Source organism: Psychrobacter sp. 16-MNA-CIBAN-0192 (genome assembly GCF_040309565.1).
In the GTDB taxonomy this organism is placed as follows: domain Bacteria; phylum Pseudomonadota; class Gammaproteobacteria; order Pseudomonadales; family Moraxellaceae; genus Psychrobacter.
Window position 1 is genome coordinate 1 of the sequence record NZ_JBEOOX010000093.1, and the last position, 305, is coordinate 305.

Annotated in this window: 1 protein-coding gene; it reads right to left on the reverse strand. The window is 44.3% G+C overall.

Going from position 1 to position 305, the window contains the following annotated elements:
* Positions 1-43 precede the first annotated feature (43 nt).
* Positions 44-305, reverse strand: a 262-nt coding sequence (gene tilS, locus AAEY78_RS12495; protein WP_352339659.1) for a tRNA lysidine(34) synthetase TilS, incomplete at its 5' end; no start/stop codon positions are given.

Genomic DNA, 305 nt, shown 5'->3' on the forward strand with positions numbered 1-305 from the left:
ATATCACTCTCTATCGCTCTTTATCGCTCTTTATCGCTCTTTATCATTTTTTAGCGCTTTTTATCAAAAAACTAATCCCTTGTTCACCGGTTTGCGCTACATAACGTTTATCTATCCATAAGCCGATGGCGGCGACTAACACTTCATCATAAAAAATCAGTGGGATTTGTTGGCGTCGCCAAGGTGGAATATTGCATTCTTGCCATAGCTTTTTTAACTCACGCGGTTTTTGACGTTGTGACGAGGCAAATTGCGGCTGGCACTTAATAGAGCCGACGCCGCCGTAGCGAAGGGTGACTTTGCCG